Here is a 21,865-nt window from a genome sequence, read left to right as displayed (position 1 = left end):
TGCCGTTTCAAGGGTGTGCGGTGTTGTCGTCGCGCAGGCAGGAAAAACAAAAAACCACCGCGACGGGCTACGTCGGCGATGGTTTTTTCAGGGCAGTAAGGGGATTACTTGCGCTGACCGGTGATGCGGCACCACTCTTCACGCTCTGCGACCGGATCCAGCGTGAATTTATCTTCATAGGCTTGCGCCACGCTTGCCGCCTGGGTGGCCAACACGCCGGACAGGCCCAGATAACCGCCGGACTTAGGCAGACAGCCGATCAAGGGAGCCAGCTCACGCAACGGGCCGGCCAGGATGTTGGCGACGACTACGTCGGCCAGCAGATCGGCTGGCTGGTCTTTCGGCAGATACAGCTCCAGACGCTCTGAAACGCCGTTACGCTGCGCGTTGTCGCGACTGGCCTGAATGGCCTGGGGATCGATATCGATGCCGATAGCGCGCGCTGCACCGAGCTTCAGCGCGGCAATTGCCAGAATGCCGGACCCGCAGCCGAAGTCGATAATGGTTTTACCCGCCAGATCCAGCCCGTCCAGCCACTGCAGGCACAGCGCGGTGGTCGGGTGAGTGCCGGTACCAAACGCCAGGCCTGGGTCGAGCATCACGTTGACCGCGTTCGGATCGGGCACGTCGCGCCAGCTTGGGCAGATCCACAGACGTTCGCCGAAGCGCATCGGGTGGAAGTTGTCCATCCACTCGCGCTCCCAGTCCTTGTCTTCCAGCTGTTCGATCTTATGGCGGAAGCCGGCGCCCAGCAGCGGGTGCTGTTCCAGCATCGCGACCACCTCGGCCATGTCGGTTTCTGCATCGTACAGCCCGATCACATCGGTATCGCCCCACAGCAGGGTTTCGCCCGGCAGCGGTTCGAACACCGGGTTGTCGTGGGTGTCCTGAAAGGTGACCGATACTGCGCCGCTTTCAACCAGCGCGTCGCTCAGGTCTTCCGCCTGGCTGCCGGTGGTGTTCAGTTTTAGTTGGATCCAAGGCATAACAATTCTCTTTAAGAAGCTAATGATGACGCCACCCGGCGCTTTTCGCCGACGACGTTACCGATATAAAACGCCAGCAGGCTAAGCAGCAGCGAAGGAACGATAGGGTGCAACCCTGCCAGCTGCAGATTGAAACTGGCCAATAGCGTATAGCATACCGCACCCGTCACCATGGAGCTAAGTGCTCCCTGCGCGTTGGCGCGTTCCCAGTACAGACCCAGCACCAGTGGCCAGAGGAATACCGCTTCCAGGCCGCCGAATGCCAGCAGGTTCAGCCAGATGATCATTTCCGGTGGACGCCAGGCCGCCAACAGCACCAGCAAGCCCAGGATCAGCGTGGTCAGGCTGGAGAAGCGTTTGATCAAGCGTTCGTTCTGCATCTGCTGCGGGCGTACGCCCAGATAGAGATCTTTAATAATAGTGGCAGAAGATTGCAGCAATTGTGCGTTGATGGTCGACATGATTGCCGCCATCGGCGCCGCCAGGAAGATACCGGCGGCATAAGGCGGCAGCACGGTGATCATCAGCGTCGGGATCACCTGATCGGGGATCTTCAGATCCGGCAACACCGCGCGGCCCAGAGCGCCGGCCAGATGCATGCCGAACATCAGCACCGCTACGACCATGGTGCCAAGGATGATACCGCGATGCACCGCCTTGCTGTCCTTGTAGGAAATGCAGCGCACCGCCGTGTGCGGCAGGCCAATCACGCCAAAGCAGACCAGGATCCAGAACGATGCCATAAACGGCAGGCTGAGGATCTGTTCACCGCCCTGCGGCGATACCAGTGCGGGATCAATCTGTTGCAGCTTGTCTACGGCGCTGTGCAGGCCGCCGGCGGCGTGGATCACCGCAACCAGCAGTAACACGGTGCCGATCAGCATCACCAGCCCCTGCATGGCGTCATTGAGCACGCTGGCGCGGAAGCCGCCAAAGGCGGTATACAGCGCGATGCTGATGCCGAAGATCAGCAAACCGGTGTCGTAAGGAATGCCGGCGGCGGTTTCCAGCAGGCGCGCGCCACCGATAAACTGCACCGTCATGGCTCCCAAGAACGCCACCAACAGGCTGAGGCTGGCCAGCCAGACCAACAGGCGGCTTTGATAGCGGCCGTACAGCATGTCGTTGAGGGTAATGGCGTTGTAGCGGCGCGCCAGAATGGCAAACTTCTTGCCCAGCACGCCGAGCGAAAGCCAAACCGCCGGCAGTTGGATCATCGCCAATAGCACCCAGCCAAGGCCGTATTTGTAGGCGGCGCCGGGTCCCCCGATAAACGAACTGGCACTGATATAGGTGGCGGTCAGGGTCATGGCCAGCACGAAGCCGCCCATCGAGCGGTTGCCCAGGAAATATTCGCTGAGGAAGTTGCCGCTCTGGCGTCGGCTATAGGCGTAAACCGACAGCCCGAACACCAGCAACAGATAGGCGACCAGCGGCAGAATGACTTCAGTTTGCATCGCCGTCCTCCAGTGAAATATCGCGGAATACGCCGCGTACCATGAGCCAACACAGGCCGATGAACAGCAGCGGAACCAACAGGCAGGCCATTTCGAACCAGTGCGGCAGACCGGTAATACCGGATGCGCTGTCCGGCAGATAGGCCGCCAGCGACCAGGCCAGCAGGTAAAGCAGCGTCAGGCCCAGCGCCCAGCGTGCTTCGCGGTGAGCTTGAATAAAGCGAGTGTCCATCCGTTTCTCCAATAGATATACGGCTATGGATTTGCCAAAGGTAGGGAATTCTACGGCATGACAGGGTTTTGCCAAGCCCGTTACTTAGCCTGGGATGAAAAAGAAAAAGGCCGGTGATTAACCGGCCTTCTGTCAGGCGAGATGAATGCCTGCCTTAGGTTTCCTGCAGACCGAGCTTTTTCTCCAGATAGTGGATGTTGGTGCCACCGTGCTGGAAGTTTTCGTCGCTCATGATCCGCTGCTGCAGTTCAACGTTGGTTTTGATGCCATCGATGATCAGCTCAGCCAGGGCGTTCTTCATGCGGGCAATCGCCACGTCACGGTTTTCACCGTAGGTGATCAGTTTGCCGATCATGGAGTCATAGTACGGCGGTACGGTATAACCGGCGTAAATATGAGATTCCCAACGCACGCCGAAACCGCCTGGCGCATGGAAACGGGTGATCTTGCCTGGGCTCGGCAGGAAGGTGTTCGGATCTTCGGCGTTGATACGGCATTCCACTGCGTGGCCGTGAACCTTCACTTCTTCCTGTTTGATCGACAGCGGCTGACCGGCAGCGATACGCAGCTGCTCTTTGATCAGATCCACGCCGGTGATCATCTCGGTAACCGGATGCTCAACCTGAATACGGGTGTTCATTTCGATGAAATAGAACTCGCCGTTTTCATACAGGAACTCGAAAGTCCCCGCACCGCGATAGCCGATTTCCACACAGGCCTTCGAGCAGCGCTCGCCGATATAACGGCGCATTTCGCTGGTGATGCCCGGTGCCGGAGCCTCTTCAACCACTTTCTGGTGGCGACGCTGCATGGAGCAGTCGCGCTCGGCCAGATAGATGGCATTACCCTGACCGTCCGCCAATACCTGAATTTCGATATGGCGTGGGTTTTCCAGGTATTTTTCCATGTAAACCATGTCGTTGTTGAAAGCCGCTTTGGCCTCCGCCTTGGTCATGGAGATGGATTGCTCGAGATCTTTGTCGCTGCGCACAACGCGCATGCCACGGCCGCCGCCGCCGCCGGACGCCTTGATGATGACCGGATAACCGATGCGCTTGGCGAAGGCACGGTTTTTATCCATGTCTTCGGTCAGCGGGCCATCGGAGCCAGGTACGCAAGGCACGCCGGCCTTCTTCATGGCATTGATAGCGGAAACCTTGTCGCCCATCAGGCGAATAGTTTCGGCTCTCGGGCCAATGAAGATAAAGCCGGAGCGTTCGATCTGCTCGGCGAAATCGGCGTTTTCAGACAGGAAGCCGTAGCCCGGGTGGATCGCCACTGCGCCGGTGATTTCCGCTGCAGAGATGATTGCCGGGATATTCAGGTAACTTTTTACCGATGGCGCAGGACCGATACACACGGTCTCGTCAGCCAGCAGTACGTGTTTCAGATCGCGATCCGCTGTCGAGTGCACGGCAACGGTTTTGATGCCCAGCTCTTTACAAGCACGCAGGATACGAAGCGCGATCTCGCCACGGTTGGCGATAACAATTTTATCAAGCATGTTCGCCTCGTTATTCGATGACGACCAATGGCTCGTCAAATTCTACCGGTTGGCCGTTCTCTACCAGGATGGCTTTCACCACGCCGGATTTGTCCGCTTCGATCTGGTTCATCATTTTCATGGCTTCAACGATGCACAGAGTGTCGCCGGCGTTCACTTTCTGGCCGATTTCGATGAAGGCTTTCGCATCCGGGCTTGGCGTGCGGTAGAAAGTACCGACCATTGGGGAACGAACGATGTGGCCACTCATGGCCGCTGGTGCTGCAGGCGTTTCGGCTGGCGCGCTGGCAACGGCAGTAGCCAGTGCTGGCTGCGGCTGTGCCGGCATTGCGTATGCCTGTGGCATCATTGGGTAAGCCTGCGCTGGAGCAGCGCGGCTGATGCGAACTGACTCTTCGCCTTCAGAGATTTCCAGTTCAGAAATACCTGATTCTTCAACCAGTTCGATCAGTTTCTTGATTTTACGAATATCCATGAGTGTGATTCCGTACTCTTTTGCGTAGCAATTAGTGGGTTTTCGACAGACGGTTAACCGCTGCCTGTAAAGCAAATGTGTAGCCATCCGCGCCGAGGCCGCAAATCACGCCTACCGCAATATCGGAGAGGTAAGAGTGATGGCGGAAAGGCTCTCGGGCATGCACGTTGGAGAGGTGGATCTCGATAAACGGGATCTGCACCGCCAGCAATGCATCACGCAGCGCCACGCTGGTATGCGTGAACGCGGCAGGGTTAATCAGAATAAAATCTGTGTTGCCGCGCGCCTGGTGTATGCGGTCGATCAGCGCATGTTCGGCGTTAGACTGCAGATGGCTCAGGGTAATATCCAGTGCGGATGCCTGGTTTTCCAATCCGTTAACAATCTCTGTTAACGTCGTGCTGCCGTACTTCTCCGGCTCACGCGTCCCCAGCAGATTCAGATTGGGGCCGTTCAGAAGCAAAATGTGAAACTTATCCGCCATTGTGCTGGTATCTCCGGCAATAAAACCATCATCGTAGAAAATAACCCGACGTCACAGATTTGTCACCTGTTAAGGGGAAAATTCACCCTGAGAACAGGAACAAGGTCGGGCATTATAACGATATCGTAGCAATTCGCAGCTAAATACTGGTCTTATCAGCGAAGATATTCAACCCTAAATCGGTAAACTGGCCAGGGCGATATTGCATTATGAGGGGTAGAACACAGAAAAGTTCCGCCTTTTAACGCCACCAATTGCGGAATTTCTTGTATCGCAGCGCCAGCAGCGCGACGGCCAGCAGGGCATAAATGAAGGGCTGCGGCGAAAAGGTTTTTACCGACCACAGGTAGTGAATCGGTGCCAGGATCGCCACCAGATAGACCAGATTATGCAACCTTTGCCACTTGGCCCCCAGTTTGCGCATTGCCCACAGCGTGGAGGTTGCGGCCAGCGCCAGCAGGATCAGCCAACTGACAATGCCGAGCGTCAGGTAAGGACGGGTGACCAGTTCGCGCCCCAGCAGGCCGATATTGCTCAGCCCCAGCTCCAGCGTCGAATAGCTTATCAGATGCAGCGTGCCCCAGGCAAAACACCACAATCCCACCAGACGACGGCAACGTATCAACAGCGGTTGCCGGGCATAGCGCGCCAGTGGCGTAATCATCAAGGTCGCCAGCAACAGTTTCAACGTCATTCTGCCGGTAAAATGCTGAATGTCTTTGGCCGGATCGGCGCTGAACCACCCCTGGTCCACCGACAGCACCAGCCAGAGAAAAGGCAGAAATGCCACCAGATAAATGGCAACCTTGATCCCTATGATATGGGTCGGTGTTAAGCGCACTTAAAAATTCTCCCGCAGATCCAGGCCGCGATACAGCGACGCCACCTGTTCACCATAGCCGTTAAACAGCAGCGTGGGTTGGCGTTTAACGTCCAGAATGCCGCCGGAGCCGATAAAGCGTTCGGTCGCCTGTGACCAGCGTGGATGATCGACGTTCGGGTTCACGTTGGCATAGAAGCCGTATTCATTCGGCGCAGATTCGTTCCAGGTGGTGGGCGGCTGATCGCGCACCAGACGGATATGGACGATCGACTTGATGCCTTTAAAACCGTATTTCCAGGGGGTAATCAACCGCAGCGGCGCACCGTTTTGCGGCGGCAGCGTTTTGCCGTATACGCCGACGGTCAGCAGGGCCAACGGGTTCATGGCTTCATCGAGACGCAGGCCCTCGACATAGGGGTACTTCAGTCCGCCGCCGATAAAACGGTCTTTCTGTCCCGGCATCTGCTCTGGATCGTACAGCGTTTGGAAAGCGACGTAGCGGGCATTGCTGTTCGGCTCCGCCAGCTTGATCAGCTTACCCAGCTCAAAGCCAATCCAGGGCACCACCATCGACCAGGCTTCCACGCAGCGCATACGGTAAATGCGCTCTTCCAGCGGAAAGCGTTTGATCAAGTCATCAATGTCCAGGGTGATCGGTTTGGCGACCTCGCCGTCGATACGCACTTTCCAGCCTTCGGTCTTCAGACCGCCGGCATTTGCTGCAGGATCGGCTTTATCGAGACCGAATTCGTAGAAGTTGTTGTAACCGGTGACTTTGTCTTCCGGCGTCATGGCCAGTTGAGCCTGCCAGGCTGCCGGTTTGCTGAATTCCAGCGGTTTGCCGGCGGGGGCCTTGGGACGATCGTTGCCTTTGAACCATGACAGCAAATCGGCCTGTGCATTAAGCGGCAAGGCCAGCGACGCGGCGGTGATACCCAACGCCTGCAACACTTTACGCCGCTGATGAAACACGCTCTCGGGCGTGACATCGGCTTCGGTCAATTTAGGGGGCTTTCTCATGGTGTTTTCTCCGCGTTTTATCCCCGCAGCCTTTCAGGTGCGGGCATTCAAACCTGCACCCGTCAGAGTGACTGTAGAGGGCGGCTATCTTTGCCCCGAATAACGCGGGCGCAGCATGCAACGCCCCTACAGTATGCTGGGGTATCATGTGTTGTAAGCATGGCGTGAAATCAGGCTATATGCGAGAGGACGCGGGAAAATATGAAATTTCGCAGGCGGATGTTCCCCCCGTTGCCGGGGGGATAAAACTTAGCGGATTTTCACCAGAGTGCGGCCGGTCACTTGGTGATCCAGCAGCGCGACGGCGGTGGCCGGTGCCTGTTCCAGTGTGATTTCCTGGGTGGCCTGTTGGTAGAAACTGTCCGGCAGAATCCCCGCCAGGCGCTCCCAGGCGGTTTGGCGGCGATGCAGTGGCGTATGCACCGAATCCACACCCTGCAGGCGAACATTGCGCAGGATAAACGGCATCACCGTAGTGGGCAGGTGATAGCCACCGGCCAGGCCACAGGCGGCAACGGTGCCGTTATAATTCATCTGTGCCAGGACTCGCGCCAGCAGCGTGTCGCCGACGGTATCTACTGCCCCGGCCCAGAGCTGCTTTTCCAGCGGACGCGGGGCTTCCAGATAGCCGTCGCGCGACAGGACTTCTTTGGCGCCCAGCGCTTTCAGGTACTCGGTATTGCTCTCGCGCCCGCTGATGGCGGTGACGTGATAGCCCAACGCCGCCAGAATGGCGATGGCCGTACTGCCAACCCCGCCGCTGGCACCGGTAACCAAAATATCGCCGTCGTCCGGGCGCACGCCACCTTCTTCCAGCGCCATTACGCACAGCATGGCGGTAAAGCCGGCCGTCCCCAGGATCATCGCTTTGCGTTCATCCAGCCCGTTCGGCAGCGGCACCAGCCATTCGCCGGAAACCCTCGCCTGTTCGGCCAGGCCGCCCCAGTGGTTTTCACCCACGCCCCAACCGGTAAGCACCACGCTTTGGCCTTCTTTAAAACGATCGTCGCGGCTTTCGCGTACCGTACCGGCGAAATCGATGCCTGGCACCATCGGGAAGTTACGCACGATCTTGCCTTTGCCGGTGATCGCCAACGCATCTTTATAGTTAAGGCTGGACCAGTTGACGTCTACCCTGACATCGCCGTCTGGCAGCATATCGCTGCTGATATCCTTGATGTGAGCCAGAGTTTGATCGCCTTGTTGTTCCAATAACAGTGCACGCATGTCACTCTTCCTCTTGTTTACATTTTTGCCATGGATGGCTGAATCAGATTTAATTGACTATATGCATATAAGAAATTTATGTCCTGATAAAAGACAAAAAAGGGTGATTGAAGGTTTTCTTCGTTGTCGAGGCTTGGTAGCTTGGGTTGCGTGAACCGACAATGGGTATCGCCGGAGCGGTGCCGCTATTCATTAAAAAAATCAGGATATTGTGTTGGATTCATTTGAGCGGATTCGGGGCCTTTATACTTCCAAAGGTGAAAACTCACGTAACCATACCGGACAAGGCACAGGGATGCGATTCACCACCAAACTCTCTGCATTGATCACCTTGCTTGTTGCTTTGGCGATGTTTTTGATGCTGATGGGCTGCTCATACAGCTTCTTTTACGTCACTCAGGAGCGTCTGGAGCGCCGCTTCGAGTCGCTGATGACCTCGCTCGATCAGGCGATGCTGCGTGAATCCCCAGAGGAGCAGAAACGCTGGTTGCCGTTGGTGATGCGCCCACTGGGTATTGTGGCAGTCAGCGTGGATACCAGCCACAGCAACCTCCTTTCCTATAAATTGCCGACGCTCAAGCAGCCCTGGGATCCCCTCAACGGCTACAAGCAGGTGGCTCTGCCGCTGATGCAACACCCCGGCGCGGCACTGCAAATTACTTATATTGACCCCTTCGCCAGCGACGTACGCTCGTTGCAATCTACCGCTGCCGTGACGCTTTCGATCGTGGTGATGGTGATGATTTTGCTGTTTAGCCTGCGCTGGCTTCGCGATCAGGCCGACGGAGAGGACCGGCTGGAACGCCGTGCACGACGCATCCTCAACGGCGAAAGAGAGAGCGTGATGCAGGGCGACATGCGCGAATGGCCGGCGAACGTCAGCGGCGCGCTCGATCGCTTGCTGGCAGATTTGGCGGAAGCGCGCGAGGAACGCAATCGGGTCGATACCTTGATCCGCGCCTTTGCCGCTCAGGATGCCAAAACCGGCCTTAATAACCGACTGTTCTTCGACAATCAGCTAACCACCCAGTTGGAAGAAGAGGGCTCGCACGGCATTGTGATGATGGTACGACTGCCCGATTTTGACACGCTGCGGGAAATTCACGGAAACAGCGCGGTGCAGGAACTGATGTACTCGCTGGTCAATCTGCTGTCGACCTTCGTGATGCGCTATCCGGCGGCGCTGCTGGCGCGTTATTTCCACAGCGACTTCACCGTCCTGCTGCCGCACCGTACGCTGAAAGAGGCGGATGGCATTGCTTCACAGCTGGTGCACGCGATTGACGCCTTGCCTTCAACGGTGCTGGTCGATCGCGAAGCATTTTTGCACATTGGTATCGTGGCGTACCGCAGCGGGCAAACCACCGAGCAGGTGATCGATTACGCGGAGCAGGCAACGCGCCATGCTACGTTGCAAGGCGAGAACGGCTGGTATGTTTATGACAGCCAGGTGCCGGAAAAAGGGCGCGGCAGCGTCAAGTGGCGCACCCTGCTGGAACAGGTGCTGGCACGAGGCGGCCCGCGTTTGTATCAGAAACCGGCGGTGACGGTGGAAGGGGAAGTGCACCACCGTGAGATCATGAGCCGGATCTACGATGGCACCCAGGAACTGCTGCCATCGGAGTATATGCCTCTGGTGCGGCAGTTAGGGCTGGCGGAAAGCTACGATCGTCAACATCTGAGCCGTATTCTTCCTTTACTGACGCTGTGGCCCGAAGAAACGTTGGCCTTCACGCTGAGCGTAGACTCACTATTACAGCGCAGTTTCCAACGTTGGCTGCGTGATAGCCTGTTACAGTGTGAAAAAAGTCATCGTCGGCGAATTCTGATTGAACTTGCAGAGGCAGACGTGTGTCAACATATCGACCGTTTACGTCCGGTACTGAAGTTACTGTCAGGCTTGGGCTGTCGTCTGGCGGTGTCCCAGGCCGGGTTAACCGTGGTAAGTACCTCCTATATCAAGTCCTTACCGGTGGAGTTGGTTAAGCTCCATCCAGGTCTGGTGCGGAGTATTGATAAGCGTGATGAAAATCAGCTGTTCGTTCAGAGCCTGACCGGCGCCTGCGAAGGCACCAGCACTCAGGTTTTCGCCGCCAGCGTGCGGACGCGTAATGAATGGCAGACGCTGAAAGAGCGAGGGATCCTCGGTGGACAGGGCGACTTTTTCGCGTCGCCGGAACCGATAGACGTCGGGCGTAAAAAATATTCGCGTCGTTATCGTGTTTAACCTGAATACCGAACAAAAATTAACGTAGAATGAGCGCCAATTCATCTGGGCTTTTTTCTCTGTCATTTTGGGATCACCCCCAAACTGCCTGCGACAATGACGCCTATTTGATATAGGCTCTTGTCAGTCCTTTTCTGTTGAACGTTGGTAGGTGCTTACCACCAGCGGCAATCAGGGAATATGTTAGATTTTATGAGCTGTGTTACGCCGTTTCGTGCGCTGACAGGGTGGTAAACTGAGCCTTTGTTCAGGGAATTCAGGCCTCATCCAATTTCCGTGCATTCGAGCAGAAACAATACAGACTATTTTTCACCGAAGTAGAACGTTTTTGCGCCTTGTCGCTGCTTCGTGTGGTTGGTAAAGTAGGCGGATTTTATTTTCCGCCCCCAGCTTGCAGGATTATCCTTTAGTTATGTTTAAGAAATTTCGTGGCATGTTTTCCAACGACTTGTCCATCGACTTGGGTACCGCCAATACCCTGATTTATGTTAAAGGGCAAGGCATTGTACTGAACGAACCGTCGGTGGTTGCCATTCGCCAGGATCGTGCCGGTTCACCCAAGAGCGTTGCGGCCGTGGGTCATGAGGCTAAACAAATGCTGGGGCGTACGCCCGGCAATATCGCGGCTATTCGCCCGATGAAAGACGGCGTGATCGCCGATTTCTTCGTGACCGAAAAAATGCTGCAGCACTTTATCAAACAGGTTCACAGCAACAGCTTCATGCGGCCAAGCCCGCGCGTGCTGGTGTGTGTGCCGGTTGGCGCAACTCAGGTTGAGCGCCGCGCCATCCGCGAATCTGCCCAAGGGGCCGGTGCGCGTGAGGTGTTTCTGATTGAAGAACCTATGGCTGCCGCAATCGGCGCCGGCCTGCCGGTTTCTGAAGCAACAGGTTCCATGGTGGTGGATATCGGTGGCGGTACCACAGAAGTGGCCGTGATCTCACTGAACGGTGTGGTCTACTCTTCTTCCGTGCGCATCGGCGGCGACCGTTTCGACGAAGCCATCATTAATTACGTGCGTCGCAACTACGGCTCACTGATCGGTGAAGCGACCGCCGAACGTATCAAGCACGGCATCGGTTCCGCTTATCCGGGCGATGAAGTGCATGAAATCGAAGTTCGCGGCCGTAACCTGGCTGAGGGCGTGCCACGCGGCTTTACCCTGAATTCCAATGAAATCCTCGAAGCGCTGCAGGAGCCGTTGACCGGCATCGTCAGTGCGGTGATGGTGGCGCTGGAGCAGTGTCCGCCAGAGCTGGCTTCCGACATTTCCGAACGCGGTATGGTGTTGACCGGCGGCGGCGCATTGCTGCGCAACCTGGATCGCCTGCTGATGGAAGAAACCGGGATTCCGGTAGTCGTGGCAGAAGATCCGCTGACCTGCGTAGCACGCGGCGGTGGCAAGGCGTTGGAAATGATCGACATGCATGGCGGCGATTTGTTCAGCGAAGAATAGTCAGCCCCAAGAAGGAGGAATCGTATCGGGTGAATGCGCAAAGCGAAAATCAGGTACGGTTCCTCTTTCTGTTGTCGAGGAACACGCATAATTTATGAAGCCGATTTTTAGCAGGGGGCCTTCCCTGCAACTACGACTTTTTTTGGCAGTGATCGTGGCCATTGGCCTGATCGTTGCCGATAGCCGTCTCGGTACGTTCGTGAAAATACGTAACTACATGGACACGGCCGTCAGCCCTTTCTATTTTTTGGCCAATGGGCCACGTAAAGTTTTGGACAGCGTTTCAGAAACGCTGGCTACCCGCCAACAGCTGGAGCTGGAAAACCGGGCTCTGCGGCAGGAACTGCTGCTGAAAAACAGCGATATTCTTCTTCTTGGCCAATTCAAGCAGGAAAACGCCCGCTTGCGTGAGCTGTTAGGTTCACCGCTGCGCCAGGACGAACACAAAATGGTCACTCAGGTGATCTCGACCGGCTCGGATCCTTACAGCGATCAGGTGGTGATCGACAAAGGATCGGATAACGGCGTTTATGAAGGCCAGCCGGTCATCAGTGATAAAGGCGTCGTGGGCCAGGTGGTGGCGGTGGCTAAAGTCACCAGCCGCGTGCTGCTGATCTGCGATGCTTCACACGCACTGCCCATCCAGGTGCTGCGCAACGATATTCGGGTGATCGCCGCAGGCAGCGGTTGTGCCGACGATTTACAGCTCGAACATCTGCCGAACAATACTGATATCCGCGTGGGCGATGTGCTGGTCACTTCCGGCCTTGGTGGCCGCTTCCCGGAAGGTTATCCGGTGGCGGTGGTATCCTCGGTCAAAGTGGATAATCAGCGTGCCTATACCGTGATCCAGGCACGGCCTACTGCGGGGCTACAGCGCTTGCGCTATTTGCTGCTGCTGTGGGGGGCCGATCGTAACGGCGACATGCCGTTGCCGCCTGATGAAGTTCATCGCGTCGCCAATGAGCGTCTGATGCAGATGATGCCGCAGGTTCTGCCGCCGGCCGATGCGGTTGGGCCGCAATTGCCTCTGCCTGCTCCGGCAACCGGGGCCGCAGTACAAACCGCTGCTCCTGCCGCGGGAGTCACGCAATGAATCGTTACCGCAGCAACGGGCGCTGGATAATCTGGCTGTCATTCCTGGTGGCGCTGGTGCTGCAAATCATGCCGTGGCCGGAACAGATCTACATGTTCCGTCCCTCCTGGCTGGCTTTGATCCTGATCTACTGGGTGATGGCGCTGCCTCATCGGGTTAACGTCGGCACCGGCTTCGTGCTGGGGCTGATTATGGATCTGATCCTCGGTTCCACGCTGGGCGTGCGCGCACTGGCGTTAGGCATCATTGCCTATCTGGTGGCGTTCAAATTCCAACTGTTCCGCAATATGGCGCTCTGGCAACAGGCGCTGATCGTCGTGCTGCTGTCACTGGCGATGGACGTTGTGGTGTTCTGGGCCGAGTTTTTAGTGATCAACGTTTCTTTCCGCCCAGAGGTGTTCTGGAGTAGTGTGGTAAACGGCATCCTGTGGCCGTGGTTATTCCTGCTGATGCGCAAAATTCGCCGTCAGTTCGCCGTACAGTAAGGGTATATCAATGACTTCGCTTTATCTGGCCTCCGGATCTCCCCGTCGACATGAATTACTGGCCCTATTGGGCGTTCCCTTTGAAGTTATCCTGACGGATACCGAAGAGCAGCGGCAGGAAGGGGAAGCCGCGGAAGCCTACGTGCGCCGTTTGGCGCAGGATAAGGCTAAAGCCGGCGTGGCGCTGGCACCGCAGGCGTGGCCGGTGCTGGGTGCCGATACCATTGTGGTGCTCAATGGCCGGGTGTTGGAAAAACCCCAGGACGAGACGCACGCGGCTAAAATGCTGGCGGCGCTGTCGGGTAAACAGCATCAGGTGATGACCGCGGTGGCGATCGCCGATCGCCATGACGTTCTGTGCCAACTGGTGGTGACAGACGTGACATTCCGCAACCTGTCACAGCAGGATATCTGCGACTATATTGCTACGGGCGAGCCGATGGATAAAGCGGGCGCCTACGGAATTCAAGGAAAGGGTGGTTGTTTCGTCAGAACGATAACCGGGAGTTATCATGCGGTGATGGGTCTGCCGTTAGTCGAAACACATGAGCTGCTCAGTAATTTTGTCGCATTACGTGATGTAAGAACCGGTTGATGGGCGCTGCCATTATCGACCGGCTCTGAGGAGAAGGCATGACAGCTGAGCTACTGGTTAATATCACACCGTCTGAAACGCGGGTTGCCTATATTGATGGCGGCATCCTGCAAGAGATCCATATCGAGCGCGAATCCAAGCGCGGCATCGTCGGCAATATTTATAAAGGGCGCGTAAGCCGCGTGTTGCCGGGCATGCAGGCGGCATTCGTCGATATCGGTCTGGATAAAGCGGCCTTCCTGCACGCTTCCGATATCATGCCGCACACGGAATGCGTCGCCGGCGATGAGCAGAAAAATTTCCACGTGCGTGACATTGCCGAACTGGTGCGCCAGGGGCAGGATCTGATGGTGCAGGTGGTGAAAGATCCGCTCGGTACCAAGGGCGCACGCCTGACCACCGACATCACTTTGCCTTCGCGTTACCTGGTGTTTATGCCGGGGGCGGCGCACGTTGGCGTTTCCCAGCGTATAGAAAGTGAAGCCGAGCGCGATCGCCTGAAAAAAGCGGTGGCCGGTTACTGTGATGAGCTGGGCGGTTTTATCATCCGCACCGCGGCGGAAGGCATTGGCGAAGAAGAGCTGGCGCAGGACGCCGCCTTCCTCAAACGCCTGTGGACCAAGGTAATGGAGCGTAAAAAACGCAACCAGACCAAATACAAACTGTACGGTGAGCTGGCACTGGCGCAACGCATTCTGCGTGATTTCGCCGGCGCGGCGCTGGACCGGATCCGCGTCGATTCCCGCCTGACCCACGACCTGCTGGTGGAATTTACCGGTGAGTACATCCCGGATATTACCGCCAAGCTGGAGCTGTACACCGGCAGCCAGCCGATCTTCGATCTGTACGACGTCGAAAACGAGATACAGCGTGCGCTGGAGCGCAAGGTAGAGCTGAAGTCCGGCGGTTACCTGATCATCGATCAGACCGAGGCGATGACCACCGTGGATATCAATACCGGTGCCTTTGTCGGTCATCGCAACCTCGACGAAACCATCTTCAACACCAATATCGAAGCGACCCAGGCCATTGCCCGCCAGCTACGGCTGCGCAACTTGGGCGGCATTATCATCATTGACTTCATTGACATGAACAATGAGGAGCATCGTCGTCGGGTGCTGCATTCGCTGGAGTTGGCGCTGAGTAAAGATCGAGTAAAAACCACGATCAACGGCTTCTCTCAGCTAGGCTTAGTGGAAATGACGCGTAAACGTACACGGGAAAGCATTGAACATGTGCTGTGTAACGATTGTCCTACCTGTCATGGACGCGGCACGCTGAAAACAGTGGAAACCGTGTGCTACGAAATTTTGCGTGAAATTGTGCGCGTACACCATGCTTATGATTCAGATCGTTTCCTGGTTTACGCTTCTGCGGCGGTGGGCGAGGCGCTGAAAAGCGAAGAGTCCCATGCGCTGGCCGAAGTGGAAATCTTTGTGGGCAAGCAGGTGAAGGTACAAATCGAACCTTTATACAGCCAGGAACAATTTGACGTTGTCATGATGTAGTCCGCCGGGCGGCGGCCAAAGACCGACATGGGTGGGGCTCAGCGTGCTGAGCCCCACCGTGCATAGAGATTCCCGTTGCCAGGCAGCGGAAGCAAGGAGAACTGCGTGAGGCGACTGCCTGGGATTTTGTTAGCTACAGGCGCCACTCTGATTGTCATCGTGGCGTTGCTGATCAGCGGGCTGCGTCTGGCGCTGCCTGAACTGAACAACTACCGCCCTCAATTGCTGGCCAAGGTTGAAAGCCTCTCCGGCGTGCCCGTACAGGTCGATTTCATGCAGGGCAGTTGGGAAACTTTTGGCCCACAGCTTGAAATGCGCAACGTGCGCGCCGCGCTGCCTAAAAGTAACCTGCATATTGAACGCGTTACGCTGGCGCTGGACGTGTGGCAATCGCTGCTGCATTGGCGCTGGCAGTTCCGCGATCTTACCTTCCACCAACTCCAGTTCGATCTTAACACCACGCTGGGCGGCGATGAGCACCAGGGCAGCACTATCGAACCGGGTAAAATCACCGATTTGCTGCTGCATCAGCTGGATCATTTCGACCTGCGCGACAGCCGCATCTCATTCCTGACGCCCGCTGGCGCGCGTGCCGAATTCGAAATCCCGCAGTTGACCTGGTTGAACGGCCGCGATCGTCACCGGGCAGAAGGGCAGATCAGCCTGTCGACGCTGAACGGTCAGCATGGCGTGGTGCAACTGCGTATGGATCTGCGCGATAACCAGGGGCTATTGAATACCGGCACTGTCTATATGCAGGCCGACAATATCGACATGAAGCCCTGGTTCACCCGTTGGCTGCGTACCAATACCGGGCTCGAAAGCGCAGATTTCAGTCTGGCGGCCTGGCTGCAGATCCAAAATGGTGAAATCGCCACCGGCAGCGCATTACTGAAACAGGGGGCGGCCAACTGGAACGTGGGGACTCAAGCTCACCGGCTGGACGTGGACAACCTGGCGCTGACGCTCAGCCGTCAGGGCACTGGCTGGCAGGTGGACGTCCCGCAGTTGAACCTGGCCACCGACGGTCAGGCCTGGCCACAGGGCAAGCTGTCTGCACTTTGGTTGCCGGAAAATACCGAGTTCCTGGGCCCAGGGCAAACCGAAGAGCTGCGCGTACGCGCCACTGATATTCAGCTTGAGCGCCTGGCCGCGTTACTGCCGACCTTCTCTTTCCTCAGCCCGGACGTGCTGGACCGTTGGAACGACCTGCAACCGCAAGGCAAGGTCAACGCGCTGGCGTTGGATATCCCACTGAAACAACCGGAGAAAACGCGTTTCCAGGCCCTCTGGCAGGACGTCAGCTGGCAGCACTGGAAACTGTTGCCCGGGGTGAATCACTTCTCCGGCGCACTGAGTGGCGGTGTGGAGAATGGCCGTCTGCAACTTGATCTCAACAACAGCACCTTGCCGTATGGCGACATGTTCCGGGCCCCTCTGGAAATCAGCAGCGCACGTGGGGCTCTGACCTGGCAGAACAACGAGCAGGGCTGGGAACTGGCGAGCAAAAACCTGGATGTGAAAGCCAAATCGCTGTGGGTTAACGGCGACTTCCGCTATCAACAGCCGGCCAAAGGCGACCCGTGGCTGAATATTCTGGCAGGCATTCGTCTGTATGACGGTGCGGACGCCTGGCGCTACTTCCCTGAGCCCCTGATGGGCAAGCATCTGGTGGATTACCTCAGCGGTGCCATCCAGGGCGGGCAGGTGGATAACGCCACACTGCTCTACAACGGCGATCCGCAGCATTTCCCGTACCGCAAAAACGAAGGTCAGTTTGAGGTGTTTGTCCCGCTGCGCCATTCTACCTTCCAGTTCCAACCGGATTGGCCGGCGTTGACCGATCTGGCTATCGATCTCGACTTTGCCAATGAGGGGCTGTGGATGAACGCTCCGCAAACCAAATTGGGTAAAGTCGATGGCAAAAATGTCAGCGCCGTCATTCCGGACTACCTGAAAGAGCGTTTGTTGGTGGATGCGGAGGTCGCGGGCCAGGGGGCTGAGATCCATGATTATTTCAAACAGACTCCGCTGCACGATTCACTGGGCTCTGCCCTGGACGAACTGCAGATTGGTGGTAATGTCAGTGGGCGCTTACACCTAGATATCCCCTTGAACGGCGAGCTGGTTCGCGCCACCGGAGAGGTTGCGCTGAACAATAACTCACTGTTGGTTAAGCCGATCGAGAGTGAGCTGCAAAAGGTCAGCGGCAAGTTCCGTTTTGATAACGGTAACCTGAGCAGCGATACCCTGTCTGCCAACTGGTTTGGGCAGCCGGTGGCGGTGAATTTCAACACGTTGGAAGGGAAAAGCGACTACAAGGTCAACGTTGGCCTCAAGGCTGACTGGCTGCCGGGAAAATTCCCGGGCATACCGAAAGAAGTGAGCGATGCATTAAGCGGCAGCGCGCCCTGGCAAGGTCAGGTGGCTATCGTCTTGCCTCATCAGGGCTCGGCCAGCTATGACATCGGCGTTGATGCGGACCTTAAGAAAGTAAGCAGTCACTTACCTTCGCCGTTAGATAAACCAGCGGGTGAGCCATTGCCGCTGAGCGTAAAAGTGAAAGGCGGCCTGAACGGATTCATGCTGACCGGTAGTGCTGGCAAACAAAACCATTTCAACAGCGAATGGATCTTCGCCAAACAGCAGGTCACCTTAGCCCGCGCGGCATGGCAGACGGCGGGCAACGGAACCCCGCCGTTACCGAGCGGAAAATCGCTGACGCTTAACCTGCCGCCGCTGGACGGTGAGAAGTGGCTGGGCCTGATGGCGCCGGCGCTGAAACAAAGTGACGGCATGGGAAAAGTGGGTGGATTTAACTTCCCGACCACGGTTGCGCTGAAAACGCCGCAGCTGTTGTTAGGGGGCCAGGCCTGGCACAAGCTGACGCTGTCGGCAGAGAAACAGCTGGGCGGCACGCTGGTCAGCGCCAAGGGCGATGAAGTGGACGGCAACCTGCGGGTAGCAGACCGGGGGCCGTGGCGCGCCGATATCAATTATCTCTATTACAACCCGCAGTTTGACGCCGGTAAGGGGACTTCGACGGCAGCCACCGCTGCGCAGGCGGCCACAGACAAGGTGTCCTTCCGCGACTGGCCGTCGCTGATGCTGCGCTGTAAGTCTTGCTGGGTCATGGGGCAAAACCTCGGCAAGGTTGAGGCGGATTTGACCAATCAGGGCGATACCCTCCTGCTGACGCACGGGTTGGTCGATACCGGCAAAGGGCGCATGACCGCCAGCGGTTTATGGAAACAGAATGCCCAGGAAGAGCGCAGCTCGCTGAAAGGTAAACTGTTGGGCGCCAAAATTGATGAAACCGCGGCTTTCTTCGGTATCACCACGCCGCTGAAAGGCGCACCTTATGACGTCGATTTCGATCTGTATTGGCGCGGCCAGCCGTGGAAACCGCAGTTGAACACCCTGAGTGGCGCGTTGAAAATCAATATGGGCAAGGGCGAAATCGACAGCATGGGGGGCGGTCGCGCCGGTCAGCTGTTGCGTCTGGTGAGCTTCGATGCCCTGTTACGCAAGCTGCAGTTCGATTTCAGCGATACCTTCGGGAAAGGCTTCTACTTTGACTCCATCCGCAGCACCTCGTGGTTGAAAGATGGCATAATGCATACCGATAACCTTTTGGTTGACGGGCTGGCAGCTGATATTGCCATGAGCGGCCAAATTGACCTGGCGCGTCGGCAGATTGATATGGAAGCGGTGGTGGCGCCGGAAATTTCAGCCACCGTCGGCGTGGCGACGGCCTTCGTGATTAACCCGATTGTCGGTGCCGCGGTGTTTGCCGCGTCCAAAGTGTTGGGGCCGCTGTGGAACAAGATTTCGCTGATTCGTTACCATATCGGCGGCAGCCTGGATCAGCCGAAGATCAATGAGGTGTTGCGTAAGCCAAAGGAGGATAAGGCGTCATGAGAAATGCTAACGTTGCGTTGTTACAGTTGTGCAGTGGCGATCGGGTGCGTGACAACCTGGCTCAGATTGAACAGCAGATTAAGCAGCTCAATGCCGGGGTAAAACTGGTTATGACGCCGGAGAACGCGCTGCTGTTCGCCAACTCTGCGGCCTATCGTGAGCATGCGGAGCAACAGGGCGACGGGCCGTTGCAAAATGCGGTGCGCGAAATGGCGCGACGCTATGGCGTTTGGTTGCTGGTCGGCTCCATGCCGCTGGTCAGCCGCGAAAATCCTGCGCTTATTACTACCAGCAGCCTGCTGTTTGACGATCAGGGTGAAATCCGGGCGCGTTACGACAAGCTGCACATGTTCGACGTGGACATTAACGACTCCCACGGCCATTATCGTGAGTCAGATACCTATCAACATGGCCAGCAGCTCACGGTAGTGGATACCCCTGTCGGTCGGCTTGGCATGACCATCTGCTACGATTTGCGCTTCCCGGCGCTGTTCCAGGCGTTGCGAGCGCAGGGCGCTGAACTGATTTCCGTGCCGGCCGCCTTTACCCGCGTGACCGGCGAAGCGCACTGGGAAATTCTGCTGCGCGCAAGGGCGATTGAAAACCAATGCGTGATCCTGGCGCCGGCGCAGGTCGGCAGCCATGGCCCGACTCGCCGTACCTGGGGCCACTCGCTGGCGGTAGACGGTTGGGGCAAGGTGCTGGCCGAAAACGCGGATGCGGTCTCGGCATTGAAGGTGCGGGTCGACATTACCGGCCTTAAAACCCTTCGCGAACAGATGCCGGTGTTGCAACACAACAGATTCCAGATGTCGCTGACGGCGCCGTTTGAAAAAAACTCCTCCATTAAAGAGTGAAAAAATTATGAGCCTGACGTTTGTCAGTGAGCAGTTACTTGCTGCTAATAAGCTGAGCCACCAAGACCTGTTTTCCGTCCTGGGGCAACTGGCAGAACGCCGCCTTGATTATGCCGATCTCTATTTCCAGTCGAGCTACCATGAAGCCTGGGTGATTGAAGACGGCATTATCAAGGATGGTTCTTACAATATCGATCAAGGGGTCGGGGTGCGCGCCGTCAGCGGCGAGAAAACCGGCTTCGCCTACGCCGATCAGATTACCCTGAATGCTTTGCAGCAAAGCGCCCAGGCGGCGCGCAGCATCGTACGTGACAAGGGTAACGGCCAGGTGCATACCCTGGGCGAAATCAGCCACAAGGCGCTGTATCCGCTGCTTGATCCGCTGCAAAGCCTGCCACGTGAAGAGAAAATTGCCTTGCTGCATCGCGTTGATAAGGTGGCCCGCGCTACCGATAAGCGCGTGCAGGAAGTCAGCGCCAGCATCACCGGCGTGTATGAGCAAATACTGGTCGCGGCCACCGACGGCACCCTGGCGGCGGACGTTCGCCCCCTGGTGCGTTTGTCCGTCAGCGTGCTGGTGGAACAAGACGGCAAGCGTGAGCGCGGTTCCAGCGGCGGCGGCGGTCGTTTTGGCTATGACTATTTCCTGGAAGTCGTCGAGGGCGACGTTCGCGCCGATGCCTATGCCAAAGAGGCGGTACGCATGGCGTTGATTAACCTGTCTGCCGTTGCGGCCCCTGCGGGCAATATGCCGGTAGTGTTAGGCGCCGGCTGGCCAGGCGTGCTGCTGCATGAGGCGGTGGGCCACGGCCTGGAGGGTGACTTCAACCGTCGCGGTACGTCGGTGTTCAGCGGTCAGATGGGCCAGTTGGTGGCTTCCGAGCTTTGCACCGTGGTGGATGACGGTACTCTGCAAGGGCGCCGTGGTTCACTGGCCATCGATGACGAAGGCGTACCGGGCCAGTACAACGTGCTGATTGAGAACGGCATCCTGAAGGGCTACATGCAGGACAAGCTCAATGCGCGCCTGATGGGCGTTGCGCCGACCGGAAACGGCCGCCGCGAGTCTTATGCGCACCTGCCGATGCCGCGCATGACCAATACCTACATGCTGGCGGGTAAGTCGACGCCGGAAGAGATCATCGCCAGCGTTGAGTACGGCCTGTATGCGCCGAATTTCGGCGGTGGTCAGGTGGATATCACTTCGGGCAAGTTCGTGTTCTCCACCACCGAAGCCTATTTGATTGAAAATGGCCGCATTACCAAACCGGTGAAAGGCGCTACGCTGATTGGCTCCGGTATTGAGGCGATGCAGCAGATTTCGATGGTCGGCAACGATCTGGCGCTGGATAAAGGCGTTGGCGTGTGTGGCAAAGAAGGGCAAAGCCTGCCGGTGGGCGTCGGCCAGCCGACCCTGAAGCTGGACACCCTGACCGTTGGCGGTACCGCATAATTGTCTCCTGGGGCCGGATCCCGGCCCCTATCAAACGCCATTTTGCGGCCTGCATCGCA

At 57.2% G+C, this 21,865-nt stretch carries 18 protein-coding genes; 9 read left to right on the top strand and 9 right to left on the bottom strand.

Translation table 11 applies throughout. The annotated features are described in order from the left end of the window. Positions 1 to 104: 104 nt before the first annotated feature. From prmA to LQ945_RS10785, 9 genes are all read right to left on the bottom strand, one after another. Positions 105 to 986 carry a 50S ribosomal protein L11 methyltransferase gene (prmA, locus tag LQ945_RS10825; RefSeq protein WP_269934086.1) on the bottom strand — a complete coding sequence of 294 codons (882 nt, stop codon included), beginning with the start codon at positions 984 to 986 and terminating at the stop codon, positions 105 to 107. Positions 987 to 997: 11 nt separating this feature from the next. After that, positions 998 to 2,443, bottom strand: a complete 1,446-nt coding sequence (panF, locus tag LQ945_RS10820; RefSeq protein ID WP_270102865.1) for a sodium/pantothenate symporter — start codon at positions 2,441 to 2,443, stop codon at positions 998 to 1,000. Next, on the bottom strand, positions 2,433 to 2,675 hold the full coding sequence (locus LQ945_RS10815) for a YhdT family protein (protein WP_262240746.1): 243 nt from the start codon (positions 2,673 to 2,675) through the stop codon (positions 2,433 to 2,435). The genes panF and LQ945_RS10815 overlap by 11 nt, the downstream gene beginning before the upstream one ends. A gap of 154 nt (positions 2,676 to 2,829) precedes the next feature. Beyond that, positions 2,830 to 4,179: an acetyl-CoA carboxylase biotin carboxylase subunit gene (accC, locus tag LQ945_RS10810; RefSeq protein ID WP_270102864.1), complete on the bottom strand. Its 1,350-nt coding sequence runs from the start codon at positions 4,177 to 4,179 to the stop codon at positions 2,830 to 2,832. A 10-nt stretch (positions 4,180 to 4,189) separates the two neighbouring features. Next, on the bottom strand, positions 4,190 to 4,654 hold the full coding sequence (gene accB / locus LQ945_RS10805) for an acetyl-CoA carboxylase biotin carboxyl carrier protein (protein WP_270102863.1): 465 nt from the start codon (positions 4,652 to 4,654) through the stop codon (positions 4,190 to 4,192). Between the two features lie 31 nt (positions 4,655 to 4,685). After that, positions 4,686 to 5,138: a type II 3-dehydroquinate dehydratase gene (gene aroQ / locus LQ945_RS10800; protein WP_020832079.1), complete on the bottom strand. Its 453-nt coding sequence runs from the start codon at positions 5,136 to 5,138 to the stop codon at positions 4,686 to 4,688. 241 nt (positions 5,139 to 5,379) lie between these two features. Beyond that, positions 5,380 to 5,979: a protein-methionine-sulfoxide reductase heme-binding subunit MsrQ gene (msrQ, locus tag LQ945_RS10795; RefSeq protein ID WP_270102862.1), complete on the bottom strand. Its 600-nt coding sequence runs from the start codon at positions 5,977 to 5,979 to the stop codon at positions 5,380 to 5,382. Continuing rightward, the gene (msrP, locus tag LQ945_RS10790; protein ID WP_044553735.1) at positions 5,980 to 6,981 is read right to left on the bottom strand and encodes a protein-methionine-sulfoxide reductase catalytic subunit MsrP; all 1,002 of its coding nucleotides are present in this window, start codon (positions 6,979 to 6,981) and stop codon (positions 5,980 to 5,982) included. It abuts the gene before it with no gap. A gap of 249 nt (positions 6,982 to 7,230) precedes the next feature. Beyond that, positions 7,231 to 8,208, bottom strand: coding sequence for an MDR family oxidoreductase (locus LQ945_RS10785; RefSeq protein WP_270102861.1), 978 nt, complete (start codon positions 8,206 to 8,208; stop codon positions 7,231 to 7,233). 295 nt (positions 8,209 to 8,503) lie between these two features. Here LQ945_RS10785 and csrD point away from each other — a divergent pair, with 295 nt between their 5' ends. The 9 genes from csrD to tldD all read left to right on the top strand — a co-directional run bounded on the left by csrD (position 8,504) and on the right by tldD (position 21,806). Then, on the top strand, positions 8,504 to 10,435 hold the full coding sequence (csrD, locus tag LQ945_RS10780) for an RNase E specificity factor CsrD (protein WP_182822210.1): 1,932 nt from the start codon (positions 8,504 to 8,506) through the stop codon (positions 10,433 to 10,435). Between the two features lie 412 nt (positions 10,436 to 10,847). Continuing rightward, positions 10,848 to 11,891 carry a rod shape-determining protein MreB gene (gene mreB / locus LQ945_RS10775; RefSeq protein ID WP_012147106.1) on the top strand — a complete coding sequence of 348 codons (1,044 nt, stop codon included), beginning with the start codon at positions 10,848 to 10,850 and terminating at the stop codon, positions 11,889 to 11,891. Positions 11,892 to 11,985: 94 nt separating this feature from the next. Then, entirely contained in the window at positions 11,986 to 12,987 is a 1,002-nt protein-coding gene (gene mreC / locus LQ945_RS10770; RefSeq protein WP_041415027.1) for a rod shape-determining protein MreC, read from the top strand. Then, entirely contained in the window at positions 12,984 to 13,472 is a 489-nt protein-coding gene (gene mreD, locus LQ945_RS10765) for a rod shape-determining protein MreD (protein WP_012147104.1), read from the top strand. Before mreC ends, mreD begins: the two co-directional genes overlap by 4 nt. A gap of 10 nt (positions 13,473 to 13,482) precedes the next feature. Continuing rightward, complete coding sequence (locus LQ945_RS10760) at positions 13,483 to 14,067, top strand: Maf family protein (protein ID WP_270102860.1); 585 nt, start codon at positions 13,483 to 13,485, stop codon at positions 14,065 to 14,067. A 38-nt stretch (positions 14,068 to 14,105) separates the two neighbouring features. Then, positions 14,106 to 15,575 carry a ribonuclease G gene (rng, locus tag LQ945_RS10755; RefSeq protein ID WP_262240750.1) on the top strand — a complete coding sequence of 490 codons (1,470 nt, stop codon included), beginning with the start codon at positions 14,106 to 14,108 and terminating at the stop codon, positions 15,573 to 15,575. A gap of 105 nt (positions 15,576 to 15,680) precedes the next feature. Then, a complete protein-coding gene (yhdP, locus tag LQ945_RS10750) occupies positions 15,681 to 19,496 on the top strand; it encodes an AsmA2 domain-containing protein YhdP (RefSeq protein ID WP_270102859.1) in 3,816 nt (1,271 codons plus the stop codon). Continuing rightward, a complete protein-coding gene (gene nit1, locus LQ945_RS10745; RefSeq protein WP_269934093.1) occupies positions 19,493 to 20,353 on the top strand; it encodes a deaminated glutathione amidase in 861 nt (286 codons plus the stop codon). Before yhdP ends, nit1 begins: the two co-directional genes overlap by 4 nt. 7 nt (positions 20,354 to 20,360) lie before the next feature. Beyond that, complete coding sequence (tldD, locus tag LQ945_RS10740; protein WP_270102858.1) at positions 20,361 to 21,806, top strand: metalloprotease TldD; 1,446 nt, start codon at positions 20,361 to 20,363, stop codon at positions 21,804 to 21,806. Positions 21,807 to 21,865 lie beyond the last annotated feature (59 nt).

It is taken from the genome of Serratia liquefaciens, from assembly GCF_027594825.1.
GTDB lineage: Bacteria > Pseudomonadota > Gammaproteobacteria > Enterobacterales > Enterobacteriaceae > Serratia > Serratia liquefaciens_A.
Note: the sequence above shows the minus strand (reverse complement) of the source record. Positions and strands in the feature narration are given on the sequence as shown.

Excerpts from the sequence above, each read along its gene's own strand:
- prmA (WP_269934086.1), bottom strand. The coding sequence starts at position 986 with ATGCCTTGGATCCAACTAAAACTGAACACCACCGGCAGCCAGGCGGAA.
- panF (WP_270102865.1), bottom strand. The coding sequence starts at position 2,443 with ATGCAAACTGAAGTCATTCTGCCGCTGGTCGCCTATCTGTTGCTGGTG.
- LQ945_RS10815 (WP_262240746.1), bottom strand. The coding sequence starts at position 2,675 with ATGGACACTCGCTTTATTCAAGCTCACCGCGAAGCACGCTGGGCGCTG.
- accC (WP_270102864.1), bottom strand. The coding sequence starts at position 4,179 with ATGCTTGATAAAATTGTTATCGCCAACCGTGGCGAGATCGCGCTTCGT.
- accB (WP_270102863.1), bottom strand. The coding sequence starts at position 4,654 with ATGGATATTCGTAAAATCAAGAAACTGATCGAACTGGTTGAAGAATCA.
- aroQ (WP_020832079.1), bottom strand. The coding sequence starts at position 5,138 with ATGGCGGATAAGTTTCACATTTTGCTTCTGAACGGCCCCAATCTGAAT.
- msrP (WP_044553735.1), bottom strand. The coding sequence starts at position 6,981 with ATGAGAAAGCCCCCTAAATTGACCGAAGCCGATGTCACGCCCGAGAGC.
- LQ945_RS10785 (WP_270102861.1), bottom strand. The coding sequence starts at position 8,208 with ATGCGTGCACTGTTATTGGAACAACAAGGCGATCAAACTCTGGCTCAC.
- csrD (WP_182822210.1), top strand. The coding sequence starts at position 8,504 with ATGCGATTCACCACCAAACTCTCTGCATTGATCACCTTGCTTGTTGCT.
- mreB (WP_012147106.1), top strand. The coding sequence starts at position 10,848 with ATGTTTAAGAAATTTCGTGGCATGTTTTCCAACGACTTGTCCATCGAC.
- mreC (WP_041415027.1), top strand. The coding sequence starts at position 11,986 with ATGAAGCCGATTTTTAGCAGGGGGCCTTCCCTGCAACTACGACTTTTT.
- mreD (WP_012147104.1), top strand. The coding sequence starts at position 12,984 with ATGAATCGTTACCGCAGCAACGGGCGCTGGATAATCTGGCTGTCATTC.
- LQ945_RS10760 (WP_270102860.1), top strand. The coding sequence starts at position 13,483 with ATGACTTCGCTTTATCTGGCCTCCGGATCTCCCCGTCGACATGAATTA.
- rng (WP_262240750.1), top strand. The coding sequence starts at position 14,106 with ATGACAGCTGAGCTACTGGTTAATATCACACCGTCTGAAACGCGGGTT.
- nit1 (WP_269934093.1), top strand. The coding sequence starts at position 19,493 with ATGAGAAATGCTAACGTTGCGTTGTTACAGTTGTGCAGTGGCGATCGG.
- tldD (WP_270102858.1), top strand. The coding sequence starts at position 20,361 with ATGAGCCTGACGTTTGTCAGTGAGCAGTTACTTGCTGCTAATAAGCTG.